This window comes from Halomonas huangheensis, from assembly GCF_001431725.1.
In the GTDB taxonomy this organism is placed as follows: Bacteria; Pseudomonadota; Gammaproteobacteria; order Pseudomonadales; family Halomonadaceae; genus Halomonas; species Halomonas huangheensis.
In genome coordinates, this window is record NZ_CP013106.1 from 4,534,741 (window position 1) to 4,547,970 (window position 13,230).

16 protein-coding genes are annotated in these 13,230 nt (G+C 58.8%); 9 read left to right on the top strand and 7 right to left on the bottom strand.

Annotated elements, in window-relative coordinates:
• Positions 1-3 precede the first annotated feature (3 nt).
• The 9 genes from AR456_RS19670 (at position 4) to AR456_RS19710 (ending at position 6,712) form a co-directional block, all read left to right on the top strand.
• The gene (locus AR456_RS19670) at positions 4-1,359 is read left to right on the top strand and encodes a flagellar hook-length control protein FliK (protein ID WP_021819307.1); all 1,356 of its coding nucleotides are present in this window, start codon (positions 4-6) and stop codon (positions 1,357-1,359) included.
• A gap of 337 nt (positions 1,360-1,696) precedes the next feature.
• Positions 1,697-2,182 (top strand): flagellar basal body-associated protein FliL, encoded by a 486-nt coding sequence (fliL, locus tag AR456_RS19675; RefSeq protein WP_021819308.1) that lies wholly within the window; start codon positions 1,697-1,699, stop codon positions 2,180-2,182.
• Between the two features lie 12 nt (positions 2,183-2,194).
• On the top strand, positions 2,195-3,232 hold the full coding sequence (gene fliM, locus AR456_RS19680; protein WP_021819309.1) for a flagellar motor switch protein FliM: 1,038 nt from the start codon (positions 2,195-2,197) through the stop codon (positions 3,230-3,232).
• Positions 3,233-3,236: 4 nt separating this feature from the next.
• Complete coding sequence (gene fliN / locus AR456_RS19685) at positions 3,237-3,749, top strand: flagellar motor switch protein FliN (protein WP_021819310.1); 513 nt, start codon at positions 3,237-3,239, stop codon at positions 3,747-3,749.
• Entirely contained in the window at positions 3,746-4,168 is a 423-nt protein-coding gene (gene fliO, locus AR456_RS19690; protein ID WP_021819311.1) for a flagellar biosynthetic protein FliO, read from the top strand. The genes fliN and fliO overlap by 4 nt, the downstream gene beginning before the upstream one ends.
• The gene (gene fliP / locus AR456_RS19695; protein ID WP_021819312.1) at positions 4,165-4,932 is read left to right on the top strand and encodes a flagellar type III secretion system pore protein FliP; all 768 of its coding nucleotides are present in this window, start codon (positions 4,165-4,167) and stop codon (positions 4,930-4,932) included. Before fliO ends, fliP begins: the two co-directional genes overlap by 4 nt.
• Before the next feature lie 11 nt (positions 4,933-4,943).
• Entirely contained in the window at positions 4,944-5,213 is a 270-nt protein-coding gene (fliQ, locus tag AR456_RS19700; RefSeq protein ID WP_021819313.1) for a flagellar biosynthesis protein FliQ, read from the top strand.
• 31 nt (positions 5,214-5,244) lie between these two features.
• Positions 5,245-6,036 (top strand): flagellar biosynthetic protein FliR, encoded by a 792-nt coding sequence (gene fliR, locus AR456_RS19705; protein ID WP_021819314.1) that lies wholly within the window; start codon positions 5,245-5,247, stop codon positions 6,034-6,036.
• A gap of 331 nt (positions 6,037-6,367) precedes the next feature.
• The gene (locus AR456_RS19710; protein WP_021819315.1) at positions 6,368-6,712 is read left to right on the top strand and encodes a hypothetical protein; all 345 of its coding nucleotides are present in this window, start codon (positions 6,368-6,370) and stop codon (positions 6,710-6,712) included.
• Between the two features lie 3 nt (positions 6,713-6,715).
• On the opposite strand, the gene AR456_RS19715 is transcribed toward AR456_RS19710, so the two are convergent.
• The 7 genes from AR456_RS19715 to flgK form a co-directional block, all read right to left on the bottom strand.
• Entirely contained in the window at positions 6,716-8,023 is a 1,308-nt protein-coding gene (locus AR456_RS19715; protein ID WP_021819316.1) for an arsenic transporter, read from the bottom strand.
• Between the two features lie 103 nt (positions 8,024-8,126).
• The gene (gene arsH / locus AR456_RS19720; RefSeq protein WP_021819317.1) at positions 8,127-8,855 is read right to left on the bottom strand and encodes an arsenical resistance protein ArsH; all 729 of its coding nucleotides are present in this window, start codon (positions 8,853-8,855) and stop codon (positions 8,127-8,129) included.
• A complete protein-coding gene (gene arsC / locus AR456_RS19725) occupies positions 8,852-9,262 on the bottom strand; it encodes an arsenate reductase (glutaredoxin) (RefSeq protein WP_021819318.1) in 411 nt (136 codons plus the stop codon). The genes arsH and arsC overlap by 4 nt, the downstream gene beginning before the upstream one ends.
• Positions 9,263-9,279: 17 nt before the next feature.
• A complete protein-coding gene (locus AR456_RS19730; RefSeq protein WP_031208046.1) occupies positions 9,280-9,639 on the bottom strand; it encodes an ArsR/SmtB family transcription factor in 360 nt (119 codons plus the stop codon).
• 217 nt (positions 9,640-9,856) lie between these two features.
• Entirely contained in the window at positions 9,857-10,171 is a 315-nt protein-coding gene (locus tag AR456_RS19735) for a hypothetical protein (RefSeq protein WP_021819320.1), read from the bottom strand.
• A 53-nt stretch (positions 10,172-10,224) separates the two neighbouring features.
• A complete protein-coding gene (gene flgL / locus AR456_RS19740) occupies positions 10,225-11,484 on the bottom strand; it encodes a flagellar hook-associated protein FlgL (protein WP_021819321.1) in 1,260 nt (419 codons plus the stop codon).
• 17 nt (positions 11,485-11,501) lie between these two features.
• Positions 11,502-13,151, bottom strand: coding sequence for a flagellar hook-associated protein FlgK (gene flgK, locus AR456_RS19745; RefSeq protein ID WP_021819322.1), 1,650 nt, complete (start codon positions 13,149-13,151; stop codon positions 11,502-11,504).
• Positions 13,152-13,230: the final 79 nt, after the last annotated feature.

Genomic DNA, 13,230 nt, shown 5'->3' on the forward strand with positions numbered 1-13,230 from the left:
AGCATGGATTTCTCCCTGTTGATCAACACCGCACCATCGGCCAGATCAGCGCCGGCAGCCAGCAATGCGTCCAACGCTTCCGGCTTTGCTGAACGGCTGGCTGCTGTGTCCTCATCCTCCAGCTCAGCTGCTGCCGATGGCAAGTCAGATCCTGGTGGGGCCGTTCTTCCAGCGTCTCGCGACAACGGCGCTGTAAACGACACTCTTGATCAGGAACATGCAGACGATGAAGGCGGTGTGCTGGCGGAAGCCTTACTGATCCCCGCCACGATCAATGCCACGATCAATGCCACTACATTGAACACGCTACCAGCACAGGCAGCAGGAGCTCTGCGACATACAGGGCTGACTACTACACCAGGCATCAATACCACCATGGTGGGTTCCACCGCTGCCAGCGATAGCCTGGCAGTCGTTCGCGAACGTCTGCAGTTGATGGCCAACGCCAGTGCCCACACACCAGGTTCAGGTACCTTGTCGACGTTGAATCCATCCCCCACTCACTCCGAAGTCATCGTCGGGACACTGGACCAGGCAACATCCAATGCTCCCTCCAGGCATCTACTGCTTGATCCTGAGCAGCTGGCTCAGCGCCTGCAACACCGCGAACAGTCCCAAAACCCCAGTCATCCGGCAACGGCTCCCCAGGCGATGGCCGGCTCGCCCTCCAACACGCCTCCATCACCGGTGGACACCAACGCCTCGGTGCTGACCACACAGAGCTTGACCTCACAGAGCTTGACCTCACAGAGCTTGACCCCACAGAACCGGGGGAAACGGAGCATGGCAATGGACGGCAACCCTGGCAGTCAACTGGCCGACGGCACCAGCGATGACCCATTCAGCGCCTCACTGGCCCAGGCCAACAGTGCATCACGTGCCCCAGCCTCGGCCATGACCGGCAGTATCCCGGCCAATATCAGCAGCCCGGAATGGTCCCGGCAACTGGGTCATACCCTGACGCGTATCGGTATAGGCCCCCAGACACAGGAAGGCGACCAGCGTATCGAACTGCGTCTGCATCCCGCCGAGCTGGGCCCACTGTCGGTCAGCTTGCGTATGGGCGAGCATGGCGCTCAGGCTCAGTTCGTCTCGGCACACCCCCACGTTCGCCAGGCCGTGGAACAGGCGCTGCCCCAGCTACGTGAAATCCTCGCCGAACAGGGCATACAACTCGGCCAGACGTCAGTCAGTGACCATGGCCAAGGCACACAAGGCGAAACCAGCCGCGACCAGAGTCCGGGTAACGGACTGGCAACCGGCAACTCGCCAGGCAACATCACCGACAACAGCGAACCGTTGATCACCACCAATACCACCAGCGTGGTCATGGATGGCCGGGTTGATTTGTATGCGTAAGAGAGAAGAAGGAAAAAGAAGGAAGAAGGAAGAATCAAGAGTGAAGAGTTGCTATGCCCCCGATTTTGTAGACGCCTCCCTTTACAGGACCAGGGGGTACTCGGGTTTCTTACCCCTTACCTCTTACCTCTGGTAACTGACAACTCGTAGCTGCTCAAGAGTACTCCGGTGCCGCGCCAGCGGCTCTGCTAATCCCCCAAGATAAGCGCGAAGTTCACGCCTGTTCGGTCCATCGCGGTTTACTCCGAGACGGCATACTCGACCTCGAGACCTGCCTGCATACGACAGGCCTGATTCATTCGCCCAGGATGGGCCTCGAAGGTGGAGAGACACGGATATGGCAAGATCGCGATGGCTTATCTGGCTACTGGTGGTGCTGGTGATAACGGCGTCATCTGCCGCGGCGATTGCCATCTACATGTTGCTGAACCAGTCTCCCGGGGCGCTGGCCCATGCCGGGGAAGCCCAGCAAGACACCGCTCACACCAGGGCGGAGCCACCGGTCGACCCGATATATCTCAAGCTCGAGCCCTTCACCGTCAACCTCGCCGAGGACAACGGTGGGCCGCGCATGCTGTACATGGGTATCACGCTGCAACTCGGCGACCAGCTCAGTCAGCAAGCCATTGACCGCATCCGCCCTCAGGTCCGCAACCGAGTGGTGTTGATGCTTTCCGGTCGCAAGGCAGAAGATCTGGTTACCCCCGAAGGCAAGCAACAACTGGCAACAGACCTGACCACCGGCCTCAGCGAACTGCTTGCTGAGAATCACTCCGATGTGAACATCAGTCATGTGCTGTTCACCGAGTTCATCGTCCAATAGGTCAGCATCACCATGTCTCAAGACGACCTACTGTCCCAGGAAGAAATCGACGCCCTGCTCAAGGGCGTCAGTGGGGATGAGGAAAGCGAGGACAGCACACCGACCAATACGAGTAGTCGTGTGCGGCGCTTCGATCCCGCCACTCAGCATCGCATCATCCGTGAGCGGTTGCAGACGCTGGATATCATCAATGAGCGCTTTGCTCGTCACTTCCGCATGGGCATGTTCAATCTACTGCGACGCAGTGCGGATATCACCGTGGATTCGGTGCAATATCAAAGCTATAGCGACTTCGCACGCAACGTCCCGGTGCCGACCAACATCAACATCATCGCCATGAAGCCGCTGCAGGGCTCGGCATTGATCGTGTTTCCCCCCAGCCTGGTATTCATGGTGGTCGATAACCTGTTCGGTGGTGATGGTCGCTTCCTGACCCGCTCCGAAGGGCGCGAATTCACCAATACCGAGCAGCGCATCATCAAGCGAGTTCTGCAACTGGCCATCGACGGCTACAGCGAAGCATGGAAGTCGGTATATCCACTTGAAATCAGTTATCTGCGCTCGGAGATGCAGTCCAAATTCGCCAATATCACCAACTCACCGAACGAGATCGTGGTCAATACGGCCTTTCATCTCGAAGTCGGCAATCTGTCCTCGACCTTTCAGGTGTGTATCCCCTACACCATGATCGAGCCGCTACGCGAACTGCTCACCAACCCGCTCAGTGAGGGTAGCCGTAACAAGGACGGCGCCTTTCATCGCCGCATGGCCGGAGAGCTGCGCCACTCGGAGATCGAGCTGATCGCCGACTTTGCCGAGATCGAATCCTGTATGGCTGAGGTGATGCAGCTGTCGCAAGGCGACATCCTGGCGTTGGATCTACCCCAGACCGTTACCGCCCGCGTCGATGGCGTGCCGGTCATGGAGTGCGAATACGGCAGCCAGCACGAGCAGCGCGCCCTGCGTGTGTTGCGGATGATCGACCACCGTGCAGGACACCATCCTGATAACGCCTTCGTCAAAGGCTCCCAGCCTTCCTCCGAGGAATAGCAACATGACAGACCCCAAGAAGCCGGATGCTCCCGTAGGTGAAGATGACTGGGAAGCCGCGATGTCCGAACAGCAGGACGACAGCACTGAATCGGCCGAGGATGATCCCTGGGCCGCCGCCCTCGCCGAACAGCAGCAGGCGGAAGACAGCACTGATGATGTCGGCAGCGATGAAACCGACACGGCGTCTGCAACCCGTAACGCCGGTGAGAGCGTGTTCCGTCCGCTGGCCGGCAATGCCAGCGAAGTGGGACAGCGCGACCTCGAGATGATCATGGATATCCCGGTCAAGCTGACCGTGGAGCTGGGCCGCACCCGCCTGACGATCAAGCAGCTGCTGGAACTGGCCCAGGGTTCGGTTATCGAACTTGACGGTCTCGCCGGCGAGCCGATGGATATCCTCATCAACGGCTACTTGATCGCCCAGGGCGAAGTCGTCGTCGTCGAGGACCGCTATGGCATCCGCATCACCGAGATCATCACTCCCTCTGAACGGGTCAAGAAACTCAACCGATGAGCATCGACTCCTCCGCAACGATCAATCAGTCGCTGGAGAGCCTGACCCAGAGCGGCGATAACCTGCTGGGAATGGCAATGCTCGGCAAGACCGCCGCCGCTCTGGCCGTGGTACTTCTGATCATTCTTGGGCTGGCGGCGCTGGTGCGTCGACGCGGCCTACCGCGACAGTCGCAACAGCTGACACTCAAGGTAATCGGCAGCACGCCGATCGGCCCGCGTGAAAAGGTTGTGGTAGTGCAGGTAGAGGACCGATGGCTGGTGCTGGGCGTAGGTGGTAATCAGATCACCCGGCTCGATAGTCTCGAGGCCCGAGAGGAACAGGCCTCCGGATCCGAGGTCGAGCTGCAGGGTAGTTTCGCCGAGCGCTTCGCTCAGGCACTGAAGGCCAATCTGTCCAGGCGGGGAACAGGCTCATGACAGCTCCCGCTGTGGCGCTCCAGCGCCTGGCACCGCTACTGCTGGTGACTGGCCTGGTGCTGGGCTTGAGCACTCCCGCTGTGGCGCAACAGATCCCCGGCATCATCAGTCAACCGATGGCAGACGGTGGACAGAAGTGGTCAGTGTCGCTGCAGACGCTGTTGCTGCTGACTTCCATGGCATTTCTGCCAGCTGCACTACTGATGATGACCAGTTTCACACGCATCATCATCGTGCTGGGACTGCTGCGCACCGCCATGGGAACGCCGACGACACCACCCAATCAGGTCCTGCTCGGTCTGGCGCTGTTTCTTACCGCCTTCATCATGTCGCCAGTGATCAACGAGGTCTATCAGAGCGCCTGGGCCCCGTTGTCCGCCGAACAGATCGACTTCGGCGAATTCCTGCAGCGAGCCCAGCAGCCGCTACGCGAATTCATGCTTGGGCAGACCCGCGAACCGGATCTTGCCATGTTCGCCAGGCTCGCCGAGATCGGGACGATGCAGGGGCCTGAAGATGTGCCGCTACAGGTACTGGTGCCGGCCTTTGTCACCAGTGAGCTGAAGACCGCCTTTCAGATCGGCTTCACACTGTTCATTCCCTTTCTGATCATCGATCTGGTGGTTGCCAGTGTGCTGATGGCGCTGGGGATGATGATGGTGCCGCCAGTCACCATATCGTTGCCGTTCAAGCTGATGTTGTTTGTGCTGGTCGATGGCTGGCAACTGATCATCGGCTCCATGGCCAACAGCTTCTATCTCTAGGAGAGGTCTCGATGACTCCAGAAACGGTAATGGGTCTGGCCCACCAGGGCATGCGAATCACTCTGCTGCTGGGCGCCCCACTGCTGCTGACCGCCTTGTTCACTGGTCTGTTGATCAGCCTGTTTCAGGCCGCAACCCAGATCAACGAAATGACGCTGTCATTCATTCCCAAGATTCTCGCAGTATTCGCGGTACTGGTACTGACAGGTCCCTGGATGCTGCAACTGATCATTACCTTCACGCGGGAGCTATTCAGCAACATCCCACAGATGGTGAGCTGATGTCCTGCTGCCTGCGACGCGTGCACATCTGATGTTCGAGATTACCTTCACTCAGTTGCACGGCTGGCTGACGGCCTTTCTGTGGCCCTTCTTTCGCATCACAGCACTGATGCTCGCCTCACCACTCTGGGGGCACAGCGCGGTGCCCAAGCAAGTCAAGATCGCGCTGGCAGGCGCCATCACTGTGTTGATCGCGCCCGTATTACCTGCCATGCCCGAGATACCGATCATGTCCTGGGCAGGGGTCGGACTGATCATGGAGCAACTGGTTATCGGCATCGCCATGGGCATCCTGCTGCATGTGATGCTGGCTGTGGTCATGGCCAGTGGCGAATATATCGGTCTGCAGATGGGACTGGGCTTCGCCACCTTCTTCGACCCGGGAACCAGTGCCAACATGGTGGTGGTATCACGCTTTCTGTACATGATAACCCTGCTGCTGTTTGTGGCACTCAATGGCCACTTGATCGTACTGGAAATCCTCATCTCCAGCTTTACCACCCTGCCGATCGGCATCCAGCGCTTCAATCCCGAAGCCTTCATCATGCTGGCCCGCTACGCCAGCATCATTTTCGCGACCGGGTTGCTGCTCGCCCTGCCGCTGGTATGTTCACTGCTGATCATCAATCTGGCGCTGGGCATCCTCAACCGCGCAGCACCGCAATTGACGGTGTTCAATATTGGCTTTCCTGCCTCATTGACGGCAGGTCTTGCGCTGTTGATGGTATTGATGACCGACCTCGGCAGCATGCTGCAGCAACACTTTCAACATGCGCTGGCGGCGCTGCAATACCTGGTGGAAAGCATGGCACCGCTCGGCTGAACGGCATGGCCAGTACCGCACAAAGATTTACCAAAACCACAATAACCTGCAACAGAACGACAATATCAAGGTCTATTGTCCATGCCAGAATAGGCGTGGCTGAAATGGACAAGTTTCTCCCACGCGGCTACCCGCATGACTGATACCATCCGCACGCTTGCTCCGTGACGGGCTGGCATATCTCTGCTGTTCTGAAGAATGGCTCTGCTGGCGACGCCCGCGTTCGATAGTTGTGATTGCAGCATGCCAGCCAGCGCTGAACACTTCCTGTTTTGCGTGTCTCTCGTCAGGCGCGCGCGCTACTCGCCAGACACAAGAAAGGTCTATCTGTATGAGTCTGACATACCGCTCCCGCGAAGGATCACTGCAAGACACCCGGTCCGAGCTCGAAGACGCGCTGGGCTGCCACTTCCGCGCCCATGCCTGCCAGTTCCACAGCAACGGTTACTACAGCTGGCACAATGACTTCAATGACGAAGTGCTGGTGCTCTACGAGACCCTGGACATCACCGGCGCAGGGCAGAACACCATCATGCTGAATATCTACGACACTGAGCGCCAGCGCGATCTACATGACATCATCACCAACCAGACTTCACTGGTCGCGCTCGCCAGGGATCATTACCGAGCACAACCGGAAGAAACACTCCAGGCATTCGAAGCAGCGCTATTCTGAGCGTCATCCCTGCGTTAAAGGCAGCCACAACCACAGCCCTACCAGCGCAGAAAGCAGTACCGGCGGGGTCAGTACCAGCCCAACCTTCATGTACTGCCCCCAACTGATCCGAGTGCCCTTGTTGGCCAGCACATGCAGCCACAACAACGTGGCGAGGCTGCCAATCGGCGTAAATTTGGGCCCCAGGTCGTTACCGATGACATTGGCGTAGATCATCAGTTCGCGAGTTGTTTCCGATACCTGCGCATGGTCGATGGCCAGCGCACCCACCAGCGTCGATGGCATATTGTTCATCACCGACGCCAACAGCGCTGACAACACGCCAGTACCCAATGTCGCCACCAACTGCCCCTGCTTGCCCAGCCAGGTAAGTACCGCACTGGCATCGGCGGTCAACCAGGCGTTACCCAGTCCGTAGACCACCAGATACATACCCACCGAGAACAGCACGATCTGCCAGGGTGCATCACGAATCACGCGACGCATGGAGATCACCGTGCTGCCACCGCCGCGCCACCAACGTCCGGCAATGCTGGCCAGTACCAACGCCGCCAGCCCGGTGACGACCGCTACCGGCACTCCCAGGGGGGCAGTGACGAAGAACGCCACCAGCAGAACCCCCAGCAGAGGAAAGGCCGCACGAAAGACCAACGGATCACGTACCGCCTGCGCCGGATCTTCCAGACGCTCGAGTTCATAGTGCTCGGGTAGATCACCCCGGAACATCAGCCACAGCACCACCAGGGTCGCGCTCAGCGAAATCAGATTGACCGGTACCATCACCAGCGCATAGCGATTGAAGGACACATCAAAGAAGTTGGCACTGACGATGTTGACCAGGTTGGAGATGATCAACGGCAGACTGGTGGTATCGGCGACAAAACCGGTGGCGATGATGAATGCCAGGGCCGCCGCCGGTGAGAACTGCAGGCGCAGCAGAATCGCCATCACGATTGGCGTCAGCAACAGCGCCGCACCATCGTTGGCGAAGAAGGCCGCGATCACCGCCCCCAACAGGATTACCAACGGGAACAACCGGCGCCCACTGCCACCCCCCCAGCGGGCAACGTGCAGTGCCGCCCAGGCAAAGAATCCCGCTTCATCCAGAATCAGCGAGATGATGATCAGCGCCACAAAGGTGAAGGTGGCATCCCAGACGATATCCCATACCACCACCACGTCGGCCAGATTTACGACGCCGGCCAGCAGAGCCAGTGCCGCGCCCGCCAGAGCACTGGTGCCGATACCCAACCCTCGGGGCTGCCAGATCACCAGAGTCAGAGTCACTACGAAGATGGCCAACGCCAGCATGAATCCTGCTCCTGTGCTGCTCGAAAACGAGCGTGACGTGATTGAACGACGTCACCGGGCCAGTAAGCGCCCGGTGCGGCTCCACGAGACATTGAGTCGCGCTTCAGTGAGTGGTCTGGTTGACCCGCTTCGACACCTCTTCCGCGCTCTCGACACGCTCGGAGTAACGCTGGGTCAGGTAGTCACTGCGCTGCCGATTGAGCCAGGTGAACTTCATCAGCTCCTCACAGACATCCACCACACGCAGGTAAAGCGGCGACAGACGCATGCGTCCAGCTTCATCGAATTCGTTGAAAGCCTTCGGCACCGACGATTGATTGGGGATGGTCAGCATACGCATCCAGCGTCCCAGCAAGCGCATCTGGTTGACCGTATTGAAGCTCTGGCTGCCGCCGCAGACCTGCATCAATGCCAATGTCTTGCCCTGAGTCGGGCGCACGCCGCCCATCGACAACGGCAACCAGTCGATCTGCGCCTTCATTACCGAAGTCATTGCCCCGTGGCGTTCCGGGCTGACCCACATCATACCCTCGGACCAGTTGGCCAGGTCACGCAACTCGCGGACCTTGGGGTGATCACCATTCACCGCATCAGGCAACGGCAGATCATGCGGTGAGAAGCTGCGTACCTCGGCGCCGAAAGCCGTCAGCAGACGCATGGCCTCTTCCGCCAGCAGACGGGAATAGGAGCGCTCACGCAGCGACCCGTAAAGCACCAGAATCCTTGGTGGATGACGCTCCACACCCGGTGCGACCAGTCGGTCAACATCAATCCCACGCCACTGTTCCGGATCGATATTGGGCAAGTCCTGTAGCGATGGAACAACACTCATGAGTTCACCTCCGATACCACGACCTTGTCACCGTCTTCCTTGACGAAATGCGTCACCGGGTTGACCAGCAGTGCCAGCACCTTCTCCGACGGACGACACAGTGCCGTGCCCCGCTCGCTGACCACGATCGGCCGGTTGATCAGGATCGGGTGTTCGATCATCGCATCCACCAGCGCATCGTCATCGAGTGACGGATCATCGAGACCCAGCTCATCGAAGGGTGTGCCCTTACGCCTCAACAGCTCGCGAGGGCTGATTCCCATCGCAGCGATCAACTGGCAGAGCCGCTCGCGACTCGGCGGTGTGCGCAGATATTCGATCACTTCGGGCTGTTCGCCCGAGGCCTTGAGCATGGCCAGCGTATTGCGTGAGGTTCCGCACTCGGGGTTGTGGTAGATCTGGATCATCGGTCACTTGTCCTCTGTCACTTGTCCTCGATCGGGCAGCATGTTGGTTCGAGTGCCGCCAGCAATGGATCGCAGACCTCGGCATTTCCGGCACAGCAGTCACGCACCAGGAACTGCACGGTGGCTACCATATGGGCAAGATTGGCCCGGTAGATCACCGAGCGGCTCTCGCGGCGCTGAATCACCAGACCAGCGCGACTGAGTACGGCCAGATGCGCCGACATGGTGTTGTTCGGCACCTGCATGCGGCGCGCGACCTCGCCCGCGGCCAATCCCTGCGGTTCATGACGCACCAGCAGACGAAAGGCATCGAGTCGCGTCGCCTGAGAAAGCGCAGCGAAGGTATCGAGGGTGGCTTGATCGGCTGGGATTGCCATATCTTCATGTTTTTCCATAATTCCAGAATCATGGAAATAATAGACGAAGTCAAGACGTAAAAATCCAAATGACAGACCAGGCTTCAACCTCAGGCCATGTCACAAGGAGCTATGTCAAAAGGAGCTATGTCAAAAGGAGCTATGTCAAAAGGAGCTATGTCAAAAGGAGCTATGTCAAAAGTCAGCGAGCGATTGTCAGATGCGTTTCAGGCAAGGCCTAGCCGTTACAGGCACAGCCTGGCCCCTTGTGACAGGTGTAGCTGCGATTGATACAGGAATTGCCACAGGCCTTTCCCGTTCGGCATACACGACAACAGCCCTGGGCCAGCAACAGATCACCGGAACCAGGCTCGAAACTCCGAAAGTAACTCCCACACTCGGTGAGTGGCTGCTCATCAAGCGCAGCGGCCACCGCCACTCTCTGTGGCAAATCTCCTTCCGAGCCTGTGACAAAGTCATGTGCACAGCCAGTCACCGCCAGCATGACCAGCAGACTGAAGATCAGACGAAGTATCAAGGAATTGAAATGCATGTATTTCCTGTGCCCATTGCTGCCTTGCCGAAACAGACCCCAAAGCCTGATGCCTAGAGATAATTGAACAGCGACATATCGCGAATGCCGATAAATGCCTGTTGAGCCGCTTGCATCCCCACCTGACGCAGACTGTATTCGGCGATCGCCTGGTTGTAGTCGAGGTCGACCAGGTTGGACATGGTCTGGGAGTAGTTGAGCTCGCGATTGCTGCTCACCGAATCGATGACATCCAGCTCGTTAAGGCGCGCACCCACCGAAGCACGGGTGGTCAGCACGTTATCGAGGCTGGCATCGAACTCACGCATCACGCTGCTCAGGGTGTTCTTCAACGCGGCCTGTTCGGTGGGTGTCTCGGCAGGATTTTCCAATACTGCCAAGGCCTTCTCGAACGAGTGGAACAGATTGGTATTCATCTCACGGGCAGGGGCATAAGTAATGCTGTCGCCGTTGGCAGGCTCGCCTTGCAGTTCGAGTCGCAGGCCCCCCACTTCAACGCTCGTGCCTTCGACGTCATAAGGCTGATCATCGACTCCCGCGCTTTGCCAGCTGCCATCCTCTGCCTGTTGTTTGACGCTATAAGTCGGATTGCCATCGGTATCCTCGCCGAAGACCACCTGATAACGCTGTCCGAAGCCGGGGTCGCTATTGTCGACGACCTGAGGTCCCTTGAAGGTCACGCTGCCGCTGTTGTCACCCAGCACAGTGCCATCAGCATCGACATTGCCCTGCTGCGCCACATAACCCGCGCCAGCCGGTACCGAGAGAAAAATATCCCTACCGCTGTCGCCCACCGGCATCTCACGTGAGGCGTCGACACGCTGATGGCGTACGCGATCATCCCCCTGGTAGGTCATCCCATTGCCGGTGTCGACGAAGGGTTCGCTGCTGTCCTGATAGCCGCCGAACAGATAGCGACCATTGCCGTCGGTGGCATTGGCCTGACCGATCACGGTCTCGTAGATACCGCGCAGCTCGCTGGCCACCGATTGGCGGTCGGCATCGCTCAGCGTGCCGTTGGATGCCTGTACCATCAGCGCCTTGGCACTGGAGATGGCGTCATTGATGCTGTTGAGCACGCTCTCTTCCTGAGAGAGCGCATTACGCGCCGAGACACGTGCATCGGCAAACTGCTCGGTCACCGCCTGGGCCTGACCCACTGCCACCGCGCGGGACGCTGCCTGAGGGTCATCGGATGGCGACACCACTCGACGCCCCGAAGCCAGTTGCTGACTGAGATGCATGAAGTCCGCCTGCTGGCGGTTCAGAGAGCCCACGCTCTGCTGAAAGATAGTGACGGTACTGATACGCATGGTCATGTTCTCCGCAATCAGGCACGCAGTCCAAGGATGGTGTCGACCACCGAGGTCGCGGTATCAATGACCTTGGCATTGGCCTGGTAGTACTGCTGGTAACGAATCAGGTTGGCGGCTTCCTCATCGAGATTGACGCCCGATTCGGACTGCTGCACGGCGCTGAGCTGATCGCTCAGGCCTTGCTGCGCGGCGAGGTTGACCTTGACGATATTGGTGCGGTTACCGACATCACTGACCAGCGAGGCATAGCTCTGGTTGAAGGTGGCATTACCACCGACCAACAACTGGTCCTGCAACTTCTGCATCGCCAACGCGTTCTCGTTGTCACCGCTGCCGTTGCCGAGTCCCGCAGCAATCTCATCGGTGTCACTGATCGCACTATCGAAGCTCCCTGCACCACGGCGTACCGGCTGGACCTCGAAACGATCACCGTTCTCCAGCGCAGCGGTATCAGAGAAGGTCAGGGTCATACCACCGAAGCTCAGTTCACCGCTGGCCTCGTCAAAGCTCACGTCACTGGCGTCGAGCACTGCACCGGAGTCCATGCGGGAAATCTCGAGAGTCGGCGGCGTGCTGTCGGCGTCGGTGACCTTGATGGTGTAATCGGTGGCCTTGAGGTCGGCGATATTGTCGGTATCGAATGCGGCGCTCAGCGTTGCACCACCCTGGTTGCCATCATTGGTGAGTACCTGCGGGTTACCGATTTCGAAGAAGGTACCGCCGGGCTCACCATCGAGGTTGGTGCCCTGCGCATGTTGCTCGTTGAAGGAAACCGCCAGCGACACCGCCAATTGGCCGATCTGGTTCTGGGTGCGATCGAGAGTCTCGCTGCGGAACTGCATCAGCCCGCCGAGACTACCGCCGGCAATGGCATCTTCGTTCAAGACCCGCAGACCGCCACCGGGATCACTGTAGCCAACCACCATCCGCTGCGGATCACTGGGCGAAGACACTGCCTCAAGGCGGTAGGACTGGGTACCGGAAACCAGCGGCTGACCACCGGGCAGGCTGAGCTGATAGGACTTGCCGTCCTGCACGGTCAGTTCCACATCGAGCCGCTGACTCAATTCACTTACCAGTTGGTCGCGCTGGTCGAGCAGTGCGTTGGGCGCTTCACCACTCTTCGCCCGCGCCAGCGAAATCTCGCGATTCAGCGAGGCCAACTGTTCAGCGGTGTTGTTGATCTGGGTGACTTCGTCGTGGATCTGGCCATTGATGCCTTCCTGCATGTCCTGCAGATAGCCATCGAAGGCACGGAACTGAGCCGAAAGGGTATCGGAGGCACCGATCACCCCCTGACGCGCAGCAGGGTCCGACGGTGATCCGGCGAGATCTTCCAGCGACGAGAAGAAGTTCTGCATCAAAGGGGCGAGCCCGGCATCCTGGTCAGCCAACAGGCTATCGATCTGATTGATCTGGATCTGGTAAGCCTCCAACGCAGATGTCGAGCTGGTCGCCGCATTGAGCTGGTCGGCGACATAGCGGTTGAACTGCCGCTGGATATCATCGACCTGAACCCCTGACGTCTCGGCACTGCCCTGGCCAACCACCGCAATCTGGCGATTGTAGCCCGGTGTGTAGACATTGCTGATGTTGCTGCTGGTGGTGCTCAGGGCATTCTGTGCCGCATTGAGGCCACTCAGGCCGATGGAAAACATGCTCATGCGAGGATTCCTTTCACAGTTGATTCTGTTATCGGCCAGAGAGGCAGGATCTTTAGCGGCGTTGCAGCGGCGAGCGGCG